Raw genomic sequence first — 22,064 nt, 5'->3', positions numbered from 1 at the left:
TGCGAAGTTCAATCTACTTCGCAGGTCTCACACAACTGATGTCACCTTCTTCGCAGTTGAGGTGGCGCTGCAGCTCCGCCGTGCGTTCACGCGTTATGCGCGCCTGGCACTGCGAAAACACCATGGGCGCTGCGCTGCCACCGGCCACCGCATTCTTCTCAAACTCGCAAGCCTTCGTGCGGAACTGCATCCATTCGGTCTGCACTTCGCGCAACAACTGGCGCTGCTTGTTGCCCACACTTTGTGAGAGTTGGCGGTAGCTGGCGCTGTAGGCAGCACTGGCGGCCTCGAAGTCCTGCTGGGCACAGGTGTTGAGCTGCATCTGTGTCGTCGCCTCCGCCGAGCAATCCACCGCTTCTCGGGCTGGGGTCTGCGCTGTGGCCAGTGCAAAACTGGAGCATATGCCCAAGCAAAACACCCAGATGCGCCGAGACAAGAAAACGTGGCATGTCATGCGAAGCTCCCAGCACCGAAGGGTGCGAAAGCGCCCATTGTGCCCATGCCCAGGTTCACGCCCCGCCACGAAACAGCGAGAAGCCCCAGGCGGTGAACTTGAACGGCAGGTGGTAATGCTGCGCCGTGTCGGCGATGTGAAAGCGGTACGGCACTCGTTCCAGAAAAGCTGGCGCTGGCACCACATCCCCGCGCGCCCGGTAGTAGCCGCCCACGTCGAACATCACCTCGTAGCCACCTGCAATGATGGCCTCGCTCATCAGCACCGGGTGTTGCAGCAGGCCGTTGTCGGCGATGCGTCCTTCAGCCAGCAGGGGCAACAAGGGTTCACCTTGGGGCGAGAGCCGCCGAAGCTCCACGCGCAAGCCCACCGCCAACTGGCCGTTGGCCACGTCCACACAATGGATGGAAATGCCGCCTGCCATCAGTTCAGCTTCGCGCCAGTGGCCTTCACCGCTGGCCCCCAGTCGGCCACTTGTTTGTCCACGAATGCGGCGAATTCCGGCTGGCTCATCTTGTCCACGGCAATGCCCATTTCTTCAAAGCGTTTGAGGATGCTGGGCTGCATGATGACCTCGCTCACCGCCTTGTGCACCTTGTCGATCACTTCCTGCGGCACACCGGCAGGGGCAGACACGCCCAGGAAGTTCTCGGCCAGCAGCGTGGGAAAGCCTGCTTCGCCCACCGTGGGCACATCGGGCGCCAGCGGCATTCGGGCGCGCGAGGTCACCGCCAGGCCGTTGAGTCGCTTGTCTTTCATGTAGGGCACGTTCTGCGTCAGTGTGTCCACCGCGAACTGCAGTGTGCCACCCAGCAGGTCGCTGTGCATGGGGCCCGAACCCCGATAGGGCACATGCTCCATGTTCAGCCCTTGTTGCTGCTTGAACAGCTCGCCCACAATGTGGCCGATGGAGCCCACGCCGCCCGATCCGTAGTTGACCGGCTTGCTCTGACCTTTGATCCACGTTACCAGTTCAGGCAGGGTGCGCGCCGGCACCGATGGGTGCAGCACAAACACATTGGGCACCGAGCCGATGTAGGCGATGTGCGTGAAGCTCTTGATGGGGTCGTAGGTGGGTTTGTCGAGCATGAAAGGCGAGATGCTGATGGGTGCGGTGTTCGACAACAGCAGCGTGTAGCCGTCTGGCGCAGCTTTGGCCACCTCGTAGCCACCAATGGTGCTGCCGCCACCGGGCTTGTTTTCCACGATCACCGGCTGGCCCAGTTTCTCCTGCAGGCCCGGCTGGATCAGGCGCGCCACGATGTCCGACGAGCCACCTGGCGCGAAGGTCACCACCATGCGGATCGGCCGTTGCGGCCAGGTCTGGGCCTGCACACTGGTGGTGGCCGCACACAGCAGGCTGATCGCGGCGGCGTTCAGCAGGAATTGGCGCTTGCTGGATTTCATGAAAGGCTCCTGGTGGGGGTGGAAACGAGGCAAAGGGAGTGGGCGCCGGCGTCGGCGAGCACGGTGCGTGCCAGGCGCCCGCGCATCACTTCACACACCTGCAGCAGCGACACGGCAAGTTCGGTTTCCGGGTCGTTGTGCAGGCGTTGCTCAAAGCTGCGGAACACATCGGCCAGTGAGCCATGCAATCGCATGGCCGCCACGTAGGGAAAGCCGAAGCGTTCGCGGTAGCGCCGGTTCAGGTCGGTCAGGCGGGCAAGGTCGTCGGGGTGCAGGGTGAGCAGGCCGAGTCGGCCCTGCTCGCTGTTGGAGTCGGCCGTCATGGCGCCGGCCGTAGCCTCGCTGCCGGCCAGCTCCGGGTGCACCCGCAGCAAGGCCACTTGCTGCGAACGCGCCGCCAGGCGGATGGCGCGGGCCAGCGCGTCGTACAGCTCTTCCAGGGAGGCAAAAGGGCGATCTCCCCAGGCTTGGCGGGCCACCCATGGCGAATGTTCCACCATGCCGCCGAGCAGGGCGCAGAAAGCGTCCTGGTCCAGGGTGTTGAGCGTGGCCAGACGCAGAGGGAGAGTGGGTTGGAATGTCATCTTGGAGCGCAGTTTGTGGCTTCTCTTGTGTTGCTGTCCATCGCATAATTTGCGATTGATATCCCTCTTTTTTAGAACGCAGCACCGGAGTCTCCATGTCTGCACAGAGTCCCCTGCACCCCAAGGCCTTGCGCTATCTCACCGCCGTGGCACAGCTCGGTTCGGTGCAGGCCGCCGCGCGCGAGGTGTCCATTTCCGCCTCGGCCATCGACCGGCAGATCCTGTTACTGGAAGAAAGCCTGGGCGTGCCCTTGTTCGAACGCCAGCCGCGTGGGATGCGGCTCACCGCTGCGGGCGAGTTGCTGCTGGCGCTGTCGCTGCGCTGGCGGGCCGACCTGAACCGCACGCTGTCAGACATCCAGCACCTGCAGGGTGTGAGCCATGGACAACTGCGCCTGGCCGTGATGGACAGCCACGCCAACGGGCTGATGCCGGAGTTCGTGCACACCGTGGCCACCGAGTACCCGGGTGTGGTGCTGGATGTGGAAGTGGTCAATACCGATGACGCGCTGCGCCACCTGCAGGACGGCGACGTGGACTTGGCGGTTGCGTTCAACATCAAGCCCAGCCGCGATCTGCACATCGTCAGCACCGCCGATCTGCCGCTGGGCTGCGTGGTGGCACCTGGACACCCGCTGGCCGTGCAGAAGCACGCCACCTTCAAAGACGTGGCTGCATGGCCGCTGGCCGCGCAAAGCCGCGCACTGGCGATCCGGCGATACCTGGAGCGCAGCCACAACTGGTTGCTCGAAGAGGCCCGACCACCGCTGGTGACCAATTCGCTGCAATTGGTGAAGTCGCTGGTGCGCAGCGGCAGCCATGTGGCGCTGACCTCCGAACTCGATGCCGGCCCGGAAATCCTGGACGGCAGCCTGCGCTTCATACCGCTGCGCGACAAGAGTGCGCAGGCCCAGACGGTGGCCGTGGTGATCAGTGCCAATCGGCCGCTGTCACGTATCGGGCGCGTGGTGGCCGAGCGACTGGGCGCGCATGTCCAGGCGTACCTGGCCAGGGTGCGGTCGGTCAGGCACTGAAAAAAAACGATACAAAGCGAAACGGCGGCGAGACGACGCGCACAGCGCCGCCCGGCACCATGACGGTCATGTTCAACCCCTCGTCAAACAAGGAAACCGTCATGAAAACCTGGATCAAACGCACCCTCTATGGCGCCCTCGGCGCCACCCTCATAGTCGGTGGGCTCACCGCCTGTGGCTCGCGCGGCGAACACCGGCACGGTAGCGGCTGGAGCGAAGAGCGCGTCACCGAGATGCGTGGGAAGGCCATCGAAAAGGTCAGCGAAAAGCTTGAACTCAACGAAGCACAGAAGCAGAAGCTGGGTGTGCTGGCCGACGAGATGCTGGCGCAGCGCAAGGCCCTGCGCGGTGACAGCGCTGACCCGCGCAGCGAGATGAAGGCCCTCATCGCAGGCGAGAAGTTCGACCGCAGCCGCGCACAGACCTTGCTCGACCAGAAGACCCAGACCGTGCAGGCCGGTGGCCCTCGCATGATCGCCGCCATGGCCGACTTCTACGACAGCCTGACCCCCACCCAGCAAGCCCAGGTGCGCGAAAAGATGGAGAAGCGCCGCGGCTGGTGGAAGCGCGGTTGAGGCAGCGCGCCATGTCGCCCGCCCTGTTGCCCATCGCGCGCCCGCTGCGCGAGCACGGCCCGGCCCTGCTTGCGCAGATACCCAACCCGCACGAAGAAGTGCTGGCCATGGTGTGGGGCCCGCGCTTCGACCGTGAACACGCGCTGTGGCTGTGGTCGCGCCTGTCGCGCCAGGCCCCTGGCGCTGCAGTACCCGTGCTGCCCGAACTGCTCGCCACCGCCGACCGCTACGACGCCATGGACCTGGTCGCCCAGCGACGTGTGCGCCGGCTGATCCTGCGTCACCGTGCGATCAGTGGCGGGGCGGCGAGCCGGGTGATGTGAGAATGCCGCATGCACCGCGTTCTGCTGATTGACGATGACGAACAACTGGGGCCACCGCTGGCCACCTACTTTCAGCGCTTTGAGCTGGCGCTGAGCCACGCGCTGCGCCCCAGCGAGGGACTGGCCCGGCTGCGCAGCGGCGGGTTCGACGCCGCCATTCTGGACGTGATGCTGCCCGAGATGGACGGCTTTGAACTCTGCCGCACCATCCGCAAGGAAAGTGACATCCCCATCGTCATGCTCACCGCGCGCGGCGACGTGATGGACCGTGTGGTGGGCCTGGAGCTGGGGGCGGACGCCTACCTGCCCAAACCCTTCGAGCCGCGCGAACTGGTGGCCCACATCCAGACCGTGCTGCGTCGTCGCAACGGCCACAATGGCCCCGCGTCCGTACAGGCACCCGGGGTGATGGCTTTTGAAGGTCTCACCATCGACCCCACCCAGCGCAGCGTGCTGCGCCAGGGCCAGGCACTGGACCTGACCAGCACGGAGTTCGACCTGCTGCACCTGCTGGCACGCGAGGCTGGCCGTGTGTTCAGCCGAGACGACATCCTCAACCAGTTGCGCGGTCACGAGGCCGAGCTTTACACCCGCGCGGTCGACATCGTGGTGAGCCGTCTGCGCAAGAAGCTGGAGCCGCTGGACTGCATCAAGACGCTGCGCAACGCAGGCTACTCGCTGGCACTGCGCCGGCTTCACCAGTGAAGCCCGCGATGAAGTCGCCCTGGTACCGCCGCGCCCTGCATGCGCTGCGCTGCTCGCTCAAGCTGCGCCTGATGCTGGTGTTTTTTCTGCTAGCCATGGGGGTGGCGTTCACCTTCATCAGTGGTGCGCAAAAAGCGTTTTCCGTGGGCTGGCGCGAAGCTGCTCGCCCCTTGCTGATGGACTATGTGGACCGCCTGGCGACCGATGTGGCCCCTGCAGGCGGCCCGCCGCAGATCGATCGGGCGCAGGCTGTCATTGCGCGCCTACCTGTCACGGTCGACATTGCCGGCCCGGCTGTCAATTGGCGTTCCCACCCGGAGCAGGAAAAACCCGACTGGCGCCAGCAACGGCGCAGCGAACGCGAGCGGAGAGGCTGGAACGACGAACCCGACTGGGAGCCGCTGCTGGTGCGCCAGACGGCCGACGGCCACCGCATCACTTTCGGTATTGACGAAGACACCTTCAAGAAGCGGCCGAAGGTGATTGGCTACACACTCACCGTGTTGCTGGTGCTCACCTTGCTGGCCTTCCTGTATGTGCGCCGTTTGCTGCGACCGCTCGACGACATTCGCCAGGGGGCCTTGCGTTTCGGTTCCGGCGAATTCGGTGTACCCATCCCGGTGAAACATCCGCAGCGGCCTGATGAACTGGGCGAACTGGCCGCCACCATCAACACCATGAGCCACGACATCCACCAGATGCTTGAAGCCCAGCGTGCCCTGCTTTTGGCCATCAGCCACGAACTGCGCAGCCCGCTCACGCGCGCGCGGCTCAATACCGAACTGCTGCCCGAAACCCCCGAGGTACTGGCCCAGCGCCAGGCCCTGCTGCGCGACCTGGCCGAGATGGCCCGACTCATCAGCGACCTGCTGGAAAGCGAGCGGCTGGCGGGGCGTCACCAGGCCCTGCACCGCGAACCCACCGAACCTGCAGAACTGGCCAGAGAGGTCATCGAAGAACTCGCCACCAGCCAGCCTGCGGCCAGCAGCATCACCGTGCATGCGGCGCCGGATGTGCCCACCGTCGCGCTGGACCGTACCCGTGTGCGTCTGCTGTTGCGCAACCTGCTGGATAACGCCTTGCGCCACAGCGCCGGGGCTCCCATGCCCGTGGAGTTGCATTTGCGCCCCCATGGTGTGAAAGGGCAGGGCGTGGAGCTGGAAGTGCGCGACCACGGCCCCGGCGTGCCCGACGACCAACTGTCCCAGTTGGCACAGGCCTTCTTTCGCCCAGACACCGCGCGCACCCGCGCTGCCGGCGGTGTGGGGCTGGGTCTGTATCTGTGCCGTCTGGTGGCGCAGGCACACGGCGGCACGTTCGCGGTGCGCAATGCCAGGCCAGGGCTGGCGGTGACGGTCACGCTGCCGCCAGGCTGAGGGCTCCTTTCGTCGCTGGCTTGATGCGGGTCAGCCCGCGCCAGTGTCCACCGTGTCATGCTGCTGCCATGACCACATCTCACTTACGCGGCTTTGCCACCGCGCCCACCCGCTTCCTGTTTTTCACCGGCAAGGGCGGCGTGGGCAAGACCTCGCTGTCCACCGCGACCGCCATCGCCATTGCCGATGCCGGGAAGCGCGTGTTGCTGGTGAGCACGGACGCAGCATCCAACCTCGACGACATGCTGGGCATCGCGCTGTCCAACCATCCGGTGGATGTGCCCGGTGTGCCCGGCCTCTCGGTCATCAACATCGACCCCGATGCCGCCGCCGAGGCCTACCGACAGCGCGTGCTCGCCCAACTTGAAGCCAGCGCCACTAACGAGGAGCGCCAGACCGTGCGGGAACAACTCTCGGGCGCCTGCACCACCGAAATCGCCGCGTTCGACGAGTTCGCCGCGTTGCTGGCGGGGGAGGGCGAAGGTTCGCAATACGACCACGTGGTCTTCGACACCGCACCCACTGGCCACACCCTGCGTCTGCTGAGCCTGCCCAAGGCATGGACCGGCTTCCTCGCAGGCAATGACCGCGGTGCCTCATGCCTGGGCCCACATTCCGGCCTGAAGATGCAGGAAGCGCGCTTCAACGCCGCTTTGAAGGCCCTGAGCGACCCCGCACTGACCACCGTGGTGCTCGTCACCCGGCCCGATCCGCGCCCCATGCAGGAAGCCGCGCGCACCGCCGAAGAACTCAGTGCCTTGGGTCTGGCCAACCAGCGCCTCGCCATCAACGGCGTGTTCCACGCCACCCACCCTGGCGACGCGGTCGCCAACGCCATTGAAGCCCTGGGTCGCGAAGCCCTGGCCACCATGCCCGATGCACTCGCCCGTCTGCCGCGCGACGAAGTGCCACTGCGCGCCTTTGACACGGTAGGCCTGCCCGCGCTGCGCGCGCTGCTCGGCGGCACAACGGCCTCATCGGCTGACCCAGAGCTTGCCGAGGAGCCCACTCGAACTCTGGCCAGGTCCGAGCCATTGCCCGCAGAACCCCTCAGCCGCCTGGCCGACGAACTCGCCGCCATCGGCCACGGCCTCATCATGGTCATGGGCAAAGGTGGCGTCGGAAAAACCACCATCGCCGCCGCACTCGCCGTGGGCCTGGTGCATCGCGGCCACAGCGTGCACCTCACCACCACCGACCCGGCCGCCCACGTGGCCGAGACCCTGAACGGCAGCCTGGAAGGCCTGAAAGTGGGCCGCATCGACCCCAAGGCAGAAACCACCGCCTACATCAACAAGATCATGTCCAGCAAGGGCAAGGATCTGGACGAGCAAGGCAAGGCCCTGCTGCTCGAAGACCTGCAATCGCCCTGCACCGAAGAAGTGGCCGTGTTCCATGCCTTCAGCCGCGTGGTCAATGAAGCGCGCAGCTCGTTCGTGGTGCTGGACACCGCACCCACCGGCCACAGCCTGCTGCTCATGGACGCCACCGGCGCCTACCACCGCCAGATGGTGCAGCAGTACGAAGGTCAGCAAAGCGCCAAAGGCCTGCACATCGTCACCCCGCTCATGCGCCTGCAAGACAGCACGATGACCCGAGTGATCATCGTCACCCTGCCCGAGACCACCCCGGTCACCCAGGCCGCCGCGCTGCAGGACGACCTGCGCCGCGCCAGAATCGAACCCTGGGCCTGGGTCATCAACAAGAGCATTGCAGCCACCGGCACCACAGACCCGCTGCTGCAGGCGCGGCTGCAAGGCGAAATCCGGCAGACCGAGCGCATTGCGGGCGGGTTGGCGAAGCGGACGTTTGTGTTGCCATGGCTGCCAGAGTCACCCGTGGGGGTGGAGGCGTTGGGTGTGCTGGCGGGACCTCAAGGAAAACAAATCGCAGCCTGCTGATTGAATCAATGTTGAATCCGTCACTCACGAAATCATCCAGCTTCGATCAATTACCGTGTGAAAACCCTCCCCATCCGCCTCAAGCCTGGCCAGGATCTGCGCGAAGCACTCGAAGCCGCCGTGCGTGAACAAGGTTGCCAGGCTGCGTTCGTGCTCTCAGGCATCGGCAGCCTGGTTGATGCAAACATCCGTCTTGCCGGGGCCGACGAGTCCCTGCTCATTCGCGGTGACTCGGAAATCCTGAGTCTGTCGGGCACGGTGGGGGTGGGGGCTCAAGGTGATGCCGGGCAGGGGCATTCGCATCTGCACATGGCGGTGTCAAACGCCATTGGCGAAGTGTTTGGCGGCCATGTGGCGCCGGGTTGCCGGGTGCGCACCACGGCTGAGGTGCTGCTGGCGCTGTTGCCCGAATGGGCGTTCAAGCGTGAGCCGGATCCCGCCACCGGCTATCCGGAGTTGGTGGTGAAGGTGCGCGGGGGCTGAACCTCACGCAGCCGTTTACTTCACCAGCAAACTCGCCAGATCAAAACCCACATCACCGGCCTGCTCCAGCGCGGGCGAGACGCCCGCATCCAGCAGCTTGCGCACCAGCAGGTGGTCTTTGCTGGCGTTGACGCTGTCGGCGGCGATGAGATGATCGCCCTTGAAGTGGTAGACGGTGAATGCGCCGGCTGCCATGTCGCCGCGCACGGCCCAGGCGTCTGCTCCCATGGACAGGCCAGCCATTTGCAGCTTCTTGTCGTACTGGTCGCTCCAGAACCAGGGCGTGGCGGTGAAGGGGCGCTCTTGGCCGAGCAGTGCGGCGGCGGCGCTCTTGCCCTGTTCGGTGGCGTTCTGCACCGATTCGAGCCGCAGCAAGCTACCGTCGGCCAGGCGGCGGGCGGTGCAATCGCCCGCGGCCACGATGGAAGGGTCGCTGGTGCGGCAGCATGCGTCGACCACGATGCCGCGGTCGCATGCGAGACCGGCGGCTTGGGCGAGCTGGTCGTTGGCGGTGACGCCGATGCCCACCACCACCAGGCCTGCGGGCACGACGCTGCCGTCGGCGAGCTTCACGCCGGTCACCCCGTTCGCGTCGGCTTCAATGGCTGCGACCTGCGCACCCAACACCAATTGAACGCCGTGGCTGCGGTGCAAGCTGGCGTACCAGTCGCTCAGCTCGGGTGCGAGCACCCGGCCGAGCAGGCGCGGCGCGGCTTCGAGCACGGTGACTGCCAAGCCCTTCTTGCGTGCGGTGGCCGCCACTTCCAGGCCGATGAAGCCACCGCCGATCACGACCACCGGGCGCTGCTTTTCGATGCATGTGACCATGCGATCGGCGATGGCGCTGGCGTCGTCGCGCGTGCGCAGGGCCAGCACGCCGGGCGCGCTGCCGCCGGGCAGAGGCAGGTTGCGCGGTGTGCTGCCGGTGGCAAGCACCAGGCCGGTGTAGCGCAAGACGCTGCCGTCGCCGAGGATCACGGTCCTGACGTTGCGATCGATGGCTTTGACGGTCACACCTGTGCGCAGATCGATGTGCTTGCGCGCCAGCATTTCGGGCGCGCGCATCACCAACTGGGCCGCTTCGATCTCGCCGGCCAACCAGGCCTTGGAGAGCGGCGGGCGGTGGTAGGGGCCGTGCGGTTCGTCGCCCAGTAAAGTAATGGCACCCTCAAAGCCACCGCTGCGCAGGGTTTCGGCGGTCATCACGCCGGCCTGGCCCGCGCCGACGATGACGATGCCGGCGGTGGCCGCTTCTGCGCTCATTCCTGGCACTCCGGCAGGTACACCACGCCGCCTTCCAGCGCGGGCCCGGCCTTGATCTGGCAGGCCAGGCGGCTGTTGGGGCGGCGTTCGGCCACCACGTTTTCCAGCATGTCCAGCTCGCCCTGCGAAGGCGGGGGCAGCACACTGGCCAGCAGCTCATCCACATAGCAGTGGCAGGTGGCGCAGGCGCAGGAGCCGCCGCATTCGCCCACGATGCCGTCCACACCATTGGCGGTGGCGCCCTGCATCAGGCTCCAGCCGTCGGCGAGGTTGAGGGTGGTGGTCTGGCCGTTGGACTCGATGAAGGTGATGTTTGCCATGGTGTCTCCGGAATGCAAAAAAACCGCCACCCGGTGGCAGGCAGCGCGGTTGTCGGGTGAGGGTATCAAATGGCTTTGAGTTCAAGCACCAGAGGGCTGCGGAAGGTGGAAGAGGGCATCCACGGCAATTGGTCAGCCACGCGTTTGTAGTTGGGCACGATCTTGTGGAATTCTTCGAAAGCGATCTTCACCGCCAGGCGGGCAATCGCCGTACCCAGGCAGGCGTGCACGCCGCCGCCAAAACCCAGGTGGCCGCGCGGCTTGCGGCCGATGTCGTACACGTCGGGGTTGGGGTACTGGCGCTCGTCGCGGTTACCACTGCCATAGGCCAGACAGACGAAGTCGCCTTCCTTCATGGTCTGGCCGTGCAGGGTCACGTCTTTCATCAGGCGGCGGCGGAAACGCTGGGCCGAGGTGTTGAAACGCAGGCTTTCTTCGACCGCGTCGGGCAGCAGCTCGGGGTTGGCGACAACGGCGCGGCGGGCCTCTTCGAACGTGGCGAGGTTGTACGCCATCATCATCATGAAGCCGCCGAGAGACTCCACGCCCGCCATGATCAGCGTGGTGGTGGTCAGCAGCACTTCCCGGTCGTCCAGCCGGTCGCCGTCGATTTCGGCCAGCGCGAAGTTGCTGATCAGGTCGTTGCAAGGCTCGGCACGGCGCATGGCAATCACCTTCCCGGCGTACGCTTGCATCCAGTTGTAGGCGGCGATGTGCTCCGGACCTTTGGCACGCGTGCGGGCGTCACTCTGCACCATGAGAACGGCGTTCTCGCGCACTTCGTGTTCGGGCACCAGCGCATCTTCACCCATGGGCAGGCCGAGCGCTGCCATGAGCACCTTCACCGTGAACTGTGAAGACACATCCTTGAAGTCGAACTGCTTCGCATCTTTCAACTGGCCGAACACCAGCCTGGCCACGTCGCGGATGGGCTCTTCCAGTGCCAGCAGGTTGCGCTTCATGAAGGCGTGCTGGATCAGGCCACGCAGGCGGTCGTGCTTCGGTGGGTCGGAACTGCCGAGCGTGGCACCCGCGCGGCCGGGCAGCTCGGTCATGAGGTTGCCGCTGGCGCTGGAGTAGGTTTGCCAATCTTGCCCGGCGGAGACGATGTCTGCGTAGCGCGAGAGGATCCACATCTGGGCTTCCTCGCTCCAGAAGCAGGGGGCTTCGTCGCGAAGGTGCTTGTAGTAGGGGAAGGGGTCGGCATCGATGGCCGGCGAATACGGGTCGAAATGGAAGCGGTGCTGCGGCATCTTCTGTCTCCTGTGGGGTGGAATGCGAACTGAACTGTAGGCTTTGTGGCCTGCATTGGCACTGCACTAAGCAGGGATAATTCTTGTACTTTTCGATCAAGGTAAGCTGAAATGCCCCAAACGAACGATGCCCTGCCACGTGTCCGGTCCCCGCGCGGTCAAGCTGTGGCCATCCCGCGCTTTGCGCTTTATGGCGAGGTAGCCACGCCCGGCCAGGACATCTTGCACATTGAAGACGTGCAGTCGCGCAGTCGGCTCCATCACTGGGAGATTCAGCCCCACGTACATCAGGGGCTGTACCAGATTCTTTGGCTGCAAAGGGGTTCGGCCGAGGTGGTGCTGGACGAATGGCGTGCTTCGGTGACAGGGCCGGCCGCCATCGTGGTGCCGCCGGGCGTGGTGCATGGCTTTGTATTTGCACCGGAAACCGACGGCCTTGTGCTCACGCTCAGCGTGCGTTTTCTTGTCGAGGGGGACTTTCAGGCTGTGGGTGACGCTTTCCGGTCACTCTTCTCGGCGCCTGGCGTCTTGCATTTTTCAACCGATGATGGCGAGGCGCAGCGACTGAGCGTGCAACTTGGCGAACTGGCGGCCGAGTTCAATTTGCCGGGTTCGGCCGATGCGCCGGTGGTGCAGTGGCTTGCGCGTGCCGTGGTCTGGCGGCTGGCCCGCGCCAGCGCGCAAGGTCAACGCGAAGGCAGCGAAGCCCCTCCGCATCAGGCGCTTTTCACCCGCTTTCTGTTGCTGGTGGAACAGCACTTTCTGGAGCACTGGCCTTTGGAGCGGTATGCCTCGCACCTCGGGCTTTCCACGCAGCGGCTCAATCGCCTGGTGCGTGCGGGCAGCGGGCGCAGCGCGCTGGAGCTGGTGCACGAACGCCTCACACGTGAAGCATGCCGCCGACTCATTTACATCGCAGCGCCCGCGGCCAGTCTGGCACTGGAACTGGGTTTTGAAGACCCTGCTTACTTCTCGCGCTTCTTCAAACGCCGCACGGGCCTGAGCCCGCAGCGCTGGCGCGAGGCGCAGCGGGGGCCAACTGCGTGATGTTCAAGGCGAGGCTTGTGGCGCCTGTGTTGTTGCCTCCGGCGCCAGCGCAACCAGCTGTTCGCGCAGCCAGCGGTGGGCTGCGTCGTCCTGGTGGCGGCGGTGCCAGATCATGAACATGGGCAAGGTGGGGCAGGGCAGTGGCACCTTGGCGCTGGCCAGTCCTTGCATCAGATGCATCTGCAGCAGCCCGGGCGCCGTGGCCAGGCGCCGGGATCCGCGGATGAAAGGCGGCAGGCCTGCAAAACCCGGCACCAGCACGGTGAAGCGGCGTTGTACGCCGCGCCTGGCCAGCTCGTTGTCCACGTCCAGCGCACGCTGGGGTTCGTACAGCACGGTGACGTGGTCGGCGGCCAGGTACTCGGCCTTCGTGCGCGGGGCTTCTCGTACGTGGGCGTCGTAGTACACGCGATAGCGGTCTTCGAACAGGCGCCTCTGAAAAATGTCGCTGCCCTCGGGCGGTCGCGGGCTGATCACCAGCTGGCACTGGTCGTGCCGCAACATGTCGAGTGTGGGCACATTGGACGGAATCACCCGCAGGACCACGCCCGGGGCCTGCTCATTGAGCCTGAGCGCCAGCGCTGGCAGCAGCGTGTCGCGCTGCAGGTCGTTGGCGGCGATGGTGAAGGTGGTGTGCCAGCGCGCAGGATCGAAATCGCCTGAACGGGCGAAGCGCTCCAACTGACCGAGCAGTTCGCGGGCTTCATTGGCCAGCGCTTGCGCGCGCGCCGTGGCCACGATGCCGCGCCCGCTCTTGACGAACAGCGTGTCGTCGGTGATGGCGCGCAGCTTGTCGAGCTGGTGGCTGACAGCCGATTGCGTGACCCCCAGCGACTGCGCCGCACCGGTGACGCTGCCGGCCTCAACCACCGCAATCAGCAGTTGCAGCAGCCTGGCATCGAGGTCTGACCAATCGAAAGCATTCATGCGTTTGATGATCATTCATCTGTTTATCTTTGGCAATGATCTGGGGATACTGCTGCTTGACGCAGGTCAATCCACCCTACGCAGGAGGCACATGTGAGCAAGACGATTCCCGGTACCACGCCCTTTGACGGCGGCATGGCCCAAAAGGGCTACGCACTGAACAAGATGTGTTTCTCGTTCAACGATCAGGCCAACCGCGAGGCCTTTGTCGCCGACCCTGAAGCGTACATGACGAAATACGAACTCAACCAGCAGCAGGCCGACGCGATCCGCTCCAAGCAGGTCCTGGCCTTGCTGGACGCGGGCGGCAACGCCTACTACCTCGCCAAGTTCGCCGGCATCTTTGGCCTGGACATGCAGGACATCGGTGCCCAGCAGACCGGCATGTCGAAGGAACAGTTCAAAGCCAAATTGGTGGCTGCGAACACACAGTGCTGACCCCCTGCGCCGCTTCGCGTCTTCCCCCCCGAGGGGGCGCAACCTGTGGCCTGGCACAGCCAGTTCCACGGCTGCCCTGGATGGCGCTGCTTCACTCCATCTGCTGCGCAGCGGCATGGACAACTGATTTGAAAGGAACATAGATATGGCACTACTCATCGGTGGCCTGGCCACATCGCACATCCCCGCCATCGGCGGCGCCATTCACAAGGGAAAGCAGAACGAGCCCTACTGGAAGCCCTTCTTTGACGGCTTTCCGCCCATTCACCAGTGGCTGGGCAAGGTCAAGCCCGACGTGGTGGTGGTGTTCTACAACGACCACGGCCTGAACTTCTTTCTCGACAAGATGCCGACCTTCGCGGTGGGTGCAGCGGCCAGCTACAGCAATGCCGACGAAGGCTGGGGCATTCCCACGAGTGCGCCTGTGGCGGGCTGCCCGGAGCTGTCTTGGCACATCATCAACCAGCTGATTGCCAAGGAGTTCGACATCGTGACCTGCCAGGAAATGCTGGTGGACCACGCCTGCACTTTGCCGCTGAAGCTGTTCTGGCCCAATGATGAAGTGGCGCCGGTGCAGATCGTGCCGATCGACATTAACACGGTGCAGTTCCCTCTGCCGACGGCCAAGCGCGTGTACAAACTGGGCAAGGCGGTGGGTGAAGCGATCCAGAGTTGGGCCAGCGACAAGCGCGTGGCAGTGATGGCCACGGGTGGCCTGTCACACCAGCTGGAAGGTGAGCGCGCGGGTTTCATCAACAAGGCGTTCGACTTGCAGTTCCTCGACAGCATGGAAACCAACCCCGAATGGGCCACGCAGTTCAGCGACCTGGAACTGGTGGAGAATGCGGGCACGCAGGGTGTGGAGCTGCTGATGTGGCTTGCCATGCGTGCGGCGCTCACGGCTGGTGGTTCGGGTGTGCGCAAGGTGCACAGCAATTACCACATTCCGATTTCGAACACGGCGACTGGGGTGTTGGCGTTGGAGACGGTCTGACGTTTTTTGGGGAGGGAGCCTTTGGCTCCCTTTTTTCGTTCATGCGTGCGTGCGGGTGCCAGGAGCTGTGTGGGTGCGCGACCGTATTTTTCTGTGCGTACCTGCACGTTCGCGGGACGGGAGTGTCGGGTGCTTGGCGCAGCGAAGTAAAGGAGGAGGTGGCCGCAGGCCGCCGGGGGACATGAGCGTAGTCAAGTACCCGGCGATCCCGTCCCACACCACACCAACAGGCGAAAAAAAACGGGAGCCCGAAGGCTCCCGTTTCCAATTCAGAAATCTGAAAAAAATCAAATCGAATCGATGAAGCTGCGCAGCTTGTCCGAGCGGCTGGGGTGCTTGAGCTTGCGCACCGCCTTGCTCTCGATCTGGCGAATGCGCTCGCGGGTCACGTCGAATTGCTTGCCCACTTCTTCCAGCGTGTGGTCGGTGGACATTTCGATGCCGAAGCGCATGCGCAGCACCTTGGCCTCGCGGGGCGTGAGGCTGTCGAGGATGTCCTTGACCACTTCGCGCAGGCCGGCCTGCATGGCGGCCTCGATGGGAGCGGTGTTCGCCTGGTCTTCGATGAAATCGCCCAGATGCGAATCGTCGTCGTCACCGATGGGGGTTTCCATCGAGATTGGCTCTTTCGCGATCTTCATGATCTTGCGGATCTTGTCTTCGGGCATCTCCATCTTCTCGGCCAGGATGGACGCATCGGGCTCGAAGCCGAACTCCTGCAAGTGCTGGCGGCTGATGCGGTTCATCTTGTTGATGGTCTCGATCATGTGCACCGGGATGCGGATGGTGCGCGCCTGGTCGGCGATCGAGCGGGTGATGGCCTGGCGGATCCACCACGTGGCGTAGGTCGAGAATTTGTAGCCGCGGCGGTATTCGAACTTGTCCACCGCTTTCATCAGGCCGATGTTGCCTTCCTGGATCAGGTCCAGGAACTGCAGGCCGCGGTTGGTGTACTTCTTGGCAATCGAGATCACCAGGCGCAGGTTGGCCTCGATCATTTCCTTCTTGGCATCGCGCGAGGTGGACTCGCCCGAGTTCATGCGCTTGTGGATGTCTTTCAGGTGCGCCAGGGGAACGACCACGCTGTTCTGGATTTCCATCAGGCCGGTTTGCAGTTCCTGCACCGGCGGGATGTTGCGCTCCATCACCACGCTCCAGGGCTTGCCGGCAGCGGCCTGCTTCTCCACCCACTTCAGGTTGAGCAGGTTGGCGGGGAAGTCGGCGATGAACTTTTCCTGCGGCATGCCGCACTTGTCCACGATGATTCGGCGCAGTTCGCGTTCCTTCTTGCGCACGTCGTCGACCTGGCTGCGCATGGTGCTGCACAGCTTCTCGATCGCCTTGGCGGTGAATCGGATGGACATCAGGGTTTCGGTGATGGCCTTCTGCGTCTTGTGGTACGTGGGCGTGCCGTAGCCTTCCTTGTCATAGGTCTTGTGCAGCTTCTCGAACAGCGTGCGCATGGTGTCGAAACGCGTGAGGGCTTCGCGCTTCAGTTCTTCGAGCTTGCGGGTGAGCGCCTTGGAGCCGCCCTTGCCGTCGTCGTCGTCGGCTTCGTCGTAGTCGTCGAAGTCTTCTTCGGCCACGTAATCGTCGGCCTCGTCCGCGTCTGCAAAACCGTCCACCACGGTGGAGATGACCACCTTGCCGTCGCGGATGTCGTCGGCCATGACGAGGATCTCGGCGATGGTGGCCGGGCTTTCGCTGATGGCGGCCATCATGTCGTTGAGGCCGCCTTCGATGCGCTTGGCGATCTCAATTTCGCCTTCACGCGTGAGCAGCTCCACCGTACCCATTTCGCGCATGTACATGCGCACCGGGTCGGTGGTGCGGCCGAATTCGCTGTCCACCGTGGACAGAGCGGCTTCGGCTTCTTCTTCGGCTTCTTCTTCGGTGGCGGCGGTGGGGCCGGTGTTGTTCAGCAGCAGGGTTTCGGCATCGGGCGTCTGCTCGTAGACGGCCACACCCATGTCATTGAGCAATGACACCACCACTTCCAGCGTCTCGGCTTCCACCAGCTTGTCGGGCAGGTGGTCGTTGATCTCGCCGTGGGTGAGGTAACCGCGCGTCTTGCCCAGCTTGATCAGGGTTTTCAGGCGTTCACGGCGGGTCTTGGCTTCTTCTTCGGACAGGACGGTTTCGTCCAGACCGAATTCCTTCATCAGCGCACGCTCTTTGGCTTTGCTGATCTTCATGCGCAGCGGTTTGACCTTTTCGGTCGGCTGCGCGCTGGCGTCCACCACCTCGGCTTCGGCTTCGGGTTCGCCAGTGAGATCGTCTTCGATATCGCTCAGATCGGCATCGTCCATGTCGGCGTCTTTGCTGGCGCCGGCTTTGGGTTTGCGCCCGCGCTTGGCGGCGGGCTTGTCACCGGCGGCTGCTTTGGCAGGGCGACCGGGCTTCTTCTTGGCGGTGGCGGTCTCGGCGGTCAGTTCGGTGTCGAGCTCTTCCGAAGCGGCTTTGCCGCGCGCAGGAGATTTGGCAACGGTTTTGGTGGCGGGTTTGTTGGTCACAGCGGGAGCTTTCGTGGTGCGGGCTTCCGGGGTGGCTTTGGCTGCGCTGGCCTTGCTGGCGGTTTTTTTGGCGCTGGACACGACGGGCGTACTGGACTTCTTCGCGGGCATGAGGACCTCAAAAAAATGTCGAACTGGAACCGGCAGAACAGACAAAAAACGCCAGAAAGCCGCGCTTCGCGGTCACCCCGGTGATTTTGTGAAGCACATGGCCCCGCCTTTTGCCGGAAAGGGCGGGCTGCAAGCTGTGGGGGCGAACATTTGGTGTGCAGTCCTTGCGGGGTGTGTCAGGACCGCTGTGGTCGCTGAGGTGGCCAGGAAGAGGTTCCATGTAGCCCCGGGTCAAGGGGCCGGGCCGGTGCCGGAGGTGCTGCTGTCGCGCTTGCGTGCAAAGCCCTGGATTATACCAGCGGACCGCTTTTCAGTGTCTTGATGCGTTCGTTCACCCGTTTGAATTCCTCGTATGCGGAGGTGTCGCCCTCTTGCACTCGCTGGGCAAGCTGTTCCGCCTGGGCCTTGAGGTCGTCTTCGCGCAGCAATTGCATGATGCCGGCCAGTTCGGTGAGTTCGGCGTCGGCGTCGCTGCCCAGCAGCACCTGTTCGACCTGGGCGCAAGCCCAGACCTCGTTTTCGTGACCGCGCAAAGCCTCCCGCAGGGCGGCCCACGCCTGAGGACCGTGTTCGTGGAACTGGGCTTCCAGCCAGGCCACCACCGGGCCGTGGGGCGCGTTCAGATGGGCCAGCAGGCTGTGGTCGTCGTTGGTCAGACTGTCCCAGGCCTGGGCGTTGGCCAGCAACAGGCCCACGGCGCGGTCGGCCCGGCTGGCCACGGCGGTGCGGGAGCCGAGCATGCGCGGGGGCGGGGCTTCCCGACGGTATTTGCCGAAACGCTTTTTCTTGAAATTGCCGCCGCTCGAGCCACTGCCATAGGCGCTGTCGTAGCCTCCGCCGTATTCACCATTGCCGTATTGGCCGCCCTGGGTACCGTAGGGCTTGCGTGAGAAGCCGATGTCTTCATAAGGCGGGTACGACTCTGCATTGGCGCTGTGCTGGCCCTGATCGCCCGGACTGGGGGCTGGTGTACTGGGCGGGGGCCGACGCGACCGGCCGCCAGCGCCGGCCTGTTGCCAAAGCTGCAGCAAGTCCGGCGCGCCCAGGCCGATGCCTTCTGCCAGATCGCCGATCAGCTGGCGCTTGAGCGCCCCATCCGGCAAGGCGCTCCAAAGCGGGCGCGCCTGGCTGGCCATGCGGGCGCGACCTTCGGCGGTGGTCAGGTCGCATTCGGCGCCGGCGGATTCAACCAGGAATCGCGACAGCGGCATGGCCTCCTTCACGCATTTCGCGAAGGCGGCTTCGCCGTTGGCGCGGATGAAGCTGTCGGGGTCGTGTTCCGGTGGCAGAAACAGGAACTTCACGCTGCGCGTGTCGGTGGCCAGGGGCAGGGCAGCGTCGAGTGCCTTGCGCGCCGCGCGCCGGCCCGCGCTGTCGCCGTCAAAGCTGAACACCACGCTGTCGGTGAAGCGAAACAGCTTCTGCACGTGGTCTGGGGTACAGGCGGTGCCCAGGGAGGCCACGGCGTTGGCAAAGCCCAGCTGGGCCAGGGCCACCACGTCCATGTAGCCTTCGGTGACCAGTGCGTAGCCCGCCACGCGGATGGCGGTGCGGCCCTCAAACAGGCCGTAAAGCTCGCGCCCTTTGCTGAACACCGGCGTTTCGGGCGAGTTCAGGTATTTGGGCTCGCCCTTGTCGAGCACGCGGCCGCCAAAGCCAATGCACTCGCCCTTGACGTTGCGGATCGGGAACATGATGCGGTCGCGGAAGCGGTCGTAGCGCTTGGCCTGGCCATCGGCGCCTTTTTCGTCCTCGTGCTCGATCACCAGCCCGGACTCGACCAGCAGCGGCTCGGCGTAGTCGGGGAACACGCTGGCCAGCGCGCGCCAGCCTTCGGGCGCATAGCCCAGGCCAAAGGTCTTGGCGATCTGGCCCGACAGGCCCCGCCCTTTCAGGTAGGCCACGGCGCGTGGGGTGACCTTGAGTTCCTTGGCGTAGGCCTGCGCGGCTTTTTCCAGTACGCCCGTCAGGGTGACCTGCTTCTGTCGTTGTTGGGCGGCGCGTTCGCGGTCTTGGGGGGAAGCTTCGTCTTCGGGGATTTGCAGCCCGGTTTGTTGTGCCAGGTCTTTCACTGCTTCGATGAAGCTCATGCCAGCGTGTTCCATCAGAAACCCGATGGCGTTGCCGTTGGCACCGCAGCCGAAGCAGTGATAGAACTGTTTGGTGGGGCTGACGCTGAACGAAGGCGACTTCTCGCCGTGGAACGGGCACAGGCCCATCAGGTTGGCGCCGCCTTTCTTGAGTTGCACGTAGCGACCCACCACGTCAACCACGTCAACACGGTTGAGAAGTTCCTGGATGAAGGTCTGGGGGATCGCCACGGGGGTATTCTCTCGCACGGGCTCAGAACACACCGAACGGCCCCAATTACAAGGAGACAAGCCCCATGACCAGCATCTTTGACCAGGATCTGCCGCGCGTTGAGGCCAATTTCGCCCCCATCTCGCCCCTGTCGTTCATCGAGCGAACGGCCGAGATCTACCCCGACCGGCTGGCGGTGGTGCACGGTTCGTTGCGCCAGACCTGGGGCGACACCTACGCGCGGTGCCGGCGCCTGGCCAGCGCCCTGCAGCGCGCCGGCATTGGCAAGAATGACACCGTGGCCGTGGTGCTGCCAAACACACCGCCCATGGTGGAAGCCCACTTTGGTGTGCCCATGGCCGGTGCGGTGCTCAACGCCATCAACACCCGGCTCGACCCTGAAACCATCGCTTTCATGCTCGACCATGGCGAGGCCAAGGCCGTGATCGTGGACCCGGAGTTTTCGCTGAGCGTGAAGAAGGCGCTGGCGTTGCGCAAAGCCACCACGCCGCTTCTGGTGATTGATGTGGAAGATGCCTTGTTCACGGGTGCGTCAGAACGCATTGGCAGCCTCACCTATGAAGACCTGCTGTCAGGCGGCGACCCCGGTTTCTCGTGGGACTTGCCGGGCGACGAGTGGGACGCGATAGCGTTGAACTACACCAGCGGCACCACCGGCAATCCCAAGGGCGTGGTCTACCACCACCGGGGCGCAGCCCTGAACGCCATTTCGAACGTGCTGGAGTGGGACATGCCCAAGCACGCGGTTTACCTGTGGACACTGCCCATGTTCCACTGCAACGGCTGGTGCTTTCCCTGGACGGTGGCAGCCCGCGCGGGCGTGAACGTGTGCCTGCGGCGGGTGGAGGCGCAAGTCATTTTTGACGCCATGCGCGACCATGGTGTGACCCACTACTGCGGCGCGCCCATCGTGCACGGCATGCTGGTGAACGCACCCGCGGCCATGAAGGCGGGTGTTCCAGCCGGTGTAAAGGCCATGGTGGCCGGTGCTGCGCCGCCTGCTTCCATGATCGAAGGCATGGAGCAGATGGGCTTCGACCTCACCCATGTGTACGGTCTGACCGAGGTGTATGGGCCGGCAACCGTGTGCGCCAAGCACACCGCCTGGGACGAGTTGGACATCGGCGAGCGCGCGCGACTGAACGCCCGCCAGGGTGTGCGATACCACATGGAGCGCGACGTGCGCGTGCTGGACCCTGAAACCCTGCTGCCCGTGCCGCAGGACGGCGAGACCATGGGCGAGATCATGTTCAAGGGCAACATCGCCATGAAGGGCTACCTGAAGAACCCGAAGGCCACCACAGAAGCCTTCAGGGGCGGCTGGTTCCACAGTGGCGACCTGGCGGTGCAGTACGCCGACGGCTACTTCAAGATCAAGGACCGCAGCAAGGACATCATCATCTCGGGCGGCGAGAACATCTCCAGCATCGAGGTGGAGGACGTGCTCTACCGCCACCCTGCGGTGCTGGCCGCTGCCGTGGTGGCCAAGGCCGACGCCAAATGGGGCGAGACACCGTGTGCGTTTCTGGAGCTGAAGTCTGGCGCCAACGTGACGGCAGAAGACATCGTGGCGCATTGCAAACAGCATCTGGCCGGCTTCAAGGTGCCGCGCACGGTGGTGTTTGGCGAATTGCCCAAGACCAGCACCGGCAAGATCCAGAAATTCGAGTTGCGCGCGCGCGCCGGATCGGCCAATGCCATTGATGTGTAGCGTGCCGTAGAGCGTAACGAATCCGGAGTGAGATGCCTCGATCCAGGGGCAGCAAGGGACGGCTCCGCCGGCCCAAGATGCCGTCCCCCCTCCCAGCGCCGAAGGCGCGTCAGAGAGGGGGGAAGCCGCCAAGCGGCGCAGGGGGGTGTACCGAGCCTCCGGAGTGAGATGCCTCGATTCAGGGGCAGCAAGGGACGGCTCCGCCGGCCCAAGATGCCGTCCCCCCTCCCAGCGCCGAAGGCGCGTCAGAGAGGGGGGAAGCCGCGTCAGCGGCGCAGGGGGACGTACCGAGCCTCCGGGGCGAAATGCCTCGATCCAGGGGG

21 protein-coding genes are annotated in these 22,064 nt (G+C 64.5%); 11 read left to right on the top strand and 10 right to left on the bottom strand.

Annotated features, from left to right (window positions below; all coding sequences use genetic code 11):
• Positions 1-13: 13 nt before the first annotated feature.
• Genes Q7V46_RS06845 through uraD form a run of 4 tightly spaced genes read right to left on the bottom strand, consistent with a single transcriptional unit; the run spans position 14 to position 2,445 of the window.
• On the bottom strand, positions 14-454 hold the full coding sequence (locus Q7V46_RS06845) for a lysozyme inhibitor LprI family protein (protein ID WP_304912777.1): 441 nt from the start codon (positions 452-454) through the stop codon (positions 14-16).
• Between the two features lie 55 nt (positions 455-509).
• Positions 510-878, bottom strand: coding sequence for a hydroxyisourate hydrolase (locus Q7V46_RS06840; RefSeq protein ID WP_304912776.1), 369 nt, complete (start codon positions 876-878; stop codon positions 510-512).
• Positions 878-1,861: a tripartite tricarboxylate transporter substrate binding protein gene (locus Q7V46_RS06835; protein WP_304912775.1), complete on the bottom strand. Its 984-nt coding sequence runs from the start codon at positions 1,859-1,861 to the stop codon at positions 878-880. The genes Q7V46_RS06840 and Q7V46_RS06835 overlap by 1 nt, the downstream gene beginning before the upstream one ends.
• Positions 1,858-2,445 carry a 2-oxo-4-hydroxy-4-carboxy-5-ureidoimidazoline decarboxylase gene (uraD, locus tag Q7V46_RS06830; protein ID WP_304912774.1) on the bottom strand — a complete coding sequence of 196 codons (588 nt, stop codon included), beginning with the start codon at positions 2,443-2,445 and terminating at the stop codon, positions 1,858-1,860. The genes Q7V46_RS06835 and uraD overlap by 4 nt, the downstream gene beginning before the upstream one ends.
• A gap of 95 nt (positions 2,446-2,540) precedes the next feature.
• Here uraD and Q7V46_RS06825 point away from each other — a divergent pair, with 95 nt between their 5' ends.
• The 7 genes from Q7V46_RS06825 (at position 2,541) to Q7V46_RS06795 (ending at position 8,842) form a co-directional block, all read left to right on the top strand.
• Positions 2,541-3,479, top strand: a complete 939-nt coding sequence (locus Q7V46_RS06825) for a LysR family transcriptional regulator (RefSeq protein WP_304912773.1) — start codon at positions 2,541-2,543, stop codon at positions 3,477-3,479.
• A 101-nt stretch (positions 3,480-3,580) separates the two neighbouring features.
• On the top strand, positions 3,581-4,054 hold the full coding sequence (locus Q7V46_RS06820; RefSeq protein ID WP_304912772.1) for a Spy/CpxP family protein refolding chaperone: 474 nt from the start codon (positions 3,581-3,583) through the stop codon (positions 4,052-4,054).
• A gap of 11 nt (positions 4,055-4,065) precedes the next feature.
• Positions 4,066-4,377, top strand: coding sequence for a hypothetical protein (locus Q7V46_RS06815; protein ID WP_304912771.1), 312 nt, complete (start codon positions 4,066-4,068; stop codon positions 4,375-4,377).
• A 9-nt stretch (positions 4,378-4,386) separates the two neighbouring features.
• Positions 4,387-5,082: a response regulator transcription factor gene (locus tag Q7V46_RS06810; RefSeq protein ID WP_304912770.1), complete on the top strand. Its 696-nt coding sequence runs from the start codon at positions 4,387-4,389 to the stop codon at positions 5,080-5,082.
• An 8-nt stretch (positions 5,083-5,090) separates the two neighbouring features.
• Positions 5,091-6,458 carry a HAMP domain-containing sensor histidine kinase gene (locus Q7V46_RS06805; RefSeq protein ID WP_304912769.1) on the top strand — a complete coding sequence of 456 codons (1,368 nt, stop codon included), beginning with the start codon at positions 5,091-5,093 and terminating at the stop codon, positions 6,456-6,458.
• A 68-nt stretch (positions 6,459-6,526) separates the two neighbouring features.
• On the top strand, positions 6,527-8,359 hold the full coding sequence (gene arsA, locus Q7V46_RS06800) for an arsenical pump-driving ATPase (RefSeq protein ID WP_304912768.1): 1,833 nt from the start codon (positions 6,527-6,529) through the stop codon (positions 8,357-8,359).
• Positions 8,360-8,416: 57 nt separating this feature from the next.
• On the top strand, positions 8,417-8,842 hold the full coding sequence (locus Q7V46_RS06795) for a PPC domain-containing DNA-binding protein (RefSeq protein ID WP_304912767.1): 426 nt from the start codon (positions 8,417-8,419) through the stop codon (positions 8,840-8,842).
• 15 nt (positions 8,843-8,857) lie between these two features.
• Here Q7V46_RS06795 and Q7V46_RS06790 read toward each other — a convergent pair whose 3' ends face one another.
• The 3 genes from Q7V46_RS06790 to Q7V46_RS06780 form a co-directional block, all read right to left on the bottom strand.
• On the bottom strand, positions 8,858-10,105 hold the full coding sequence (locus Q7V46_RS06790; protein WP_304912766.1) for an NAD(P)/FAD-dependent oxidoreductase: 1,248 nt from the start codon (positions 10,103-10,105) through the stop codon (positions 8,858-8,860).
• Positions 10,102-10,425 (bottom strand): 2Fe-2S iron-sulfur cluster-binding protein, encoded by a 324-nt coding sequence (locus Q7V46_RS06785; RefSeq protein WP_304912765.1) that lies wholly within the window; start codon positions 10,423-10,425, stop codon positions 10,102-10,104. The genes Q7V46_RS06790 and Q7V46_RS06785 overlap by 4 nt, the downstream gene beginning before the upstream one ends.
• Before the next feature lie 65 nt (positions 10,426-10,490).
• Complete coding sequence (locus Q7V46_RS06780) at positions 10,491-11,678, bottom strand: cytochrome P450 (protein ID WP_304912764.1); 1,188 nt, start codon at positions 11,676-11,678, stop codon at positions 10,491-10,493.
• Between the two features lie 111 nt (positions 11,679-11,789).
• Here Q7V46_RS06780 and Q7V46_RS06775 point away from each other — a divergent pair, with 111 nt between their 5' ends.
• Positions 11,790-12,725 carry a helix-turn-helix domain-containing protein gene (locus Q7V46_RS06775; protein WP_304912763.1) on the top strand — a complete coding sequence of 312 codons (936 nt, stop codon included), beginning with the start codon at positions 11,790-11,792 and terminating at the stop codon, positions 12,723-12,725.
• Positions 12,726-12,728: 3 nt separating this feature from the next.
• Here the strand turns inward: Q7V46_RS06775 and Q7V46_RS06770 are convergent, their stop codons facing one another.
• Positions 12,729-13,667 carry a LysR family transcriptional regulator gene (locus tag Q7V46_RS06770; RefSeq protein WP_304912762.1) on the bottom strand — a complete coding sequence of 313 codons (939 nt, stop codon included), beginning with the start codon at positions 13,665-13,667 and terminating at the stop codon, positions 12,729-12,731.
• Positions 13,668-13,745: 78 nt separating this feature from the next.
• On the opposite strand from Q7V46_RS06770, the gene Q7V46_RS06765 reads away from it, so the two are divergent.
• Complete coding sequence (locus Q7V46_RS06765; RefSeq protein WP_304912761.1) at positions 13,746-14,090, top strand: protocatechuate 4,5-dioxygenase subunit alpha; 345 nt, start codon at positions 13,746-13,748, stop codon at positions 14,088-14,090.
• A gap of 145 nt (positions 14,091-14,235) precedes the next feature.
• Complete coding sequence (locus tag Q7V46_RS06760) at positions 14,236-15,084, top strand: class III extradiol dioxygenase family protein (protein ID WP_304912760.1); 849 nt, start codon at positions 14,236-14,238, stop codon at positions 15,082-15,084.
• 287 nt (positions 15,085-15,371) lie between these two features.
• Here Q7V46_RS06760 and rpoD read toward each other — a convergent pair whose 3' ends face one another.
• Positions 15,372-17,708 (bottom strand): RNA polymerase sigma factor RpoD, encoded by a 2,337-nt coding sequence (gene rpoD, locus Q7V46_RS06755; protein ID WP_304912759.1) that lies wholly within the window; start codon positions 17,706-17,708, stop codon positions 15,372-15,374.
• A gap of 290 nt (positions 17,709-17,998) precedes the next feature.
• Positions 17,999-20,029 (bottom strand): DNA primase, encoded by a 2,031-nt coding sequence (gene dnaG / locus Q7V46_RS06750; RefSeq protein WP_304912758.1) that lies wholly within the window; start codon positions 20,027-20,029, stop codon positions 17,999-18,001.
• 65 nt (positions 20,030-20,094) lie between these two features.
• Here dnaG and Q7V46_RS06745 point away from each other — a divergent pair, with 65 nt between their 5' ends.
• The gene (locus Q7V46_RS06745; protein WP_304912757.1) at positions 20,095-21,741 is read left to right on the top strand and encodes an acyl-CoA synthetase; all 1,647 of its coding nucleotides are present in this window, start codon (positions 20,095-20,097) and stop codon (positions 21,739-21,741) included.
• The last annotated feature ends 323 nt before the right edge of the window (positions 21,742-22,064 follow it).

Origin of the sequence: Hydrogenophaga sp., from assembly GCF_030651625.1 — a bacterium.
GTDB lineage: Bacteria > Pseudomonadota > Gammaproteobacteria > Burkholderiales > Burkholderiaceae_C > Hydrogenophaga.
Note: the sequence above shows the minus strand (reverse complement) of the source record. Positions and strands in the feature narration are given on the sequence as shown.